Source organism: Desulfovibrio sp. 1214_IL3152 (genome assembly GCF_036763055.1).
In the GTDB taxonomy this organism is placed as follows: Bacteria; Desulfobacterota; Desulfovibrionia; order Desulfovibrionales; family Desulfovibrionaceae; genus Desulfovibrio.
Genome location: NZ_JBAIYW010000002.1, coordinates 1 through 1,283, shown reverse-complemented (window position 1 = coordinate 1,283; position 1,283 = coordinate 1). Strand labels below are relative to the sequence as shown.

Annotated in this window: 3 protein-coding genes; 1 reads left to right on the top strand and 2 read right to left on the bottom strand. The window is 59.0% G+C overall.

The genetic code is table 11. From position 1 onward, the window contains the following. A partial coding sequence (locus tag V6C07_RS00035) for a metallophosphoesterase (protein ID WP_333534283.1) occupies nt 1-203 on the bottom strand: 203 nt, incomplete at its 3' end. Next, complete coding sequence (locus V6C07_RS00030; protein ID WP_333534281.1) at nt 203-424, bottom strand: Trm112 family protein; 222 nt, start codon at nt 422-424, stop codon at nt 203-205. The genes V6C07_RS00035 and V6C07_RS00030, both read right to left, overlap by 1 nt. A gap of 133 nt (nt 425-557) precedes the next feature. On the opposite strand from V6C07_RS00030, the gene V6C07_RS00025 reads away from it, so the two are divergent. Continuing rightward, nucleotides 558-1,283 (top strand): PHP domain-containing protein (locus V6C07_RS00025; RefSeq protein ID WP_333534280.1); only part of this gene is annotated, 726 nt, incomplete at its 3' end.

Sequence of the window (1,283 nt, the reverse complement as noted above, 5' to 3'; positions counted from 1 at the left end):
GGGCAGGGCAGCGCCGAAAGGTCGGGCATTTCGCGCAGAACAGAGGGCGTGTCATAGCCCTGGGGCAGAGGGTTGCGCGGGCCGTGGTAGACAAGGTCGCCCAGCAGCACCAGCAGGTGGGGCTTTGTCTGGCGGGCTTTTTCTATAAGAAAGCGCAGGCTTTCAATGGAGCCGTGCAGGTCAGAGGCAATAAGCAGGCGCATCAGGAACGCTCCCTGGCCTGGGGATGGCGGGCGTTCCAGGTGGGTCTGTCTTCAGCTTCTTCCACCAGCATGACGGGGATGTCTTTCCGCACGGGGTACACCACCTGGCAGGCCGCGCAGGCAAAACCTGCCACAGTTTCGCTTTCTTCCAGGGCCGTGAGGCTGCCCAGGCATTTGGGGCAGGCCAGAATACGCAAAAGTTCTTCTGTATTAATGGGCATATGCGTTCTCTTTTGAGGTAGGCTCGGTTCGTTATGGCCCAATAGTATACCGTGATGCCTCTTCCAGTTCAAGGCTTGCACCCTATTGATATTTTGCGCTATTAATAACAGTCATCCCTTAAGGTAGTATTTTATGGAACTGGTTGATCTGCATACCCACACGAGGGCGTCCGACGGTACTGACTCTCCGGCGCAACTCATGGCAAAAGCCGCCGAGGCGGGCCTCAGGGCCATTGCCGTTACAGACCACGATACGCTTTCCGGCCTGGACGAGGCCGCTGCCGCCGGGCGCGAACTGGGGGTGGAACTGATTCGTGGTTGCGAAATTTCCACAAGCACAGAATTGGGCGAATTGCATATCCTGGGGCTGTGGTTGCCTGAGCAGCCCGAAGCCCTGCTGCAGAATCTTGCCTTTTTGCGCGAAAAGCGCGGCGAGCGTAATGAGGGTATTGTGCGCAAACTGCAAGACCTGGGGCTTGATGTCGGCATGGAAGAAGTGCTGGCCGCAGCCAAGGGCGAAAGCGTGGGGCGGCCCCACATTGCCGAGGTGCTGCTGCGCAAGGGCTATGCCAAAAATATCCGTGAGGTTTTCAAGGAATTTCTGGGTAACCACGGCAAGGCCTATCTGCCCAAGGAAGTGCTGGAGCCGGAGGCAATCGTGCGGTTGCTGGCGGATCTTGGCGCAACCGTGAGCCTGGCGCACCCCCTGTTGTGGAAAGCGCCGCCCGGATGGCTTGAAGGGCAGGTGGCCCGTCTGAGAGATTGCGGCCTGAACGCCATTGAGGCGTGGCACAGCGAACATACCGAAGCGGATGTGCGTACCTGCCTGGCCCTGGCCAAGCGCTTTGACCTCGGCATC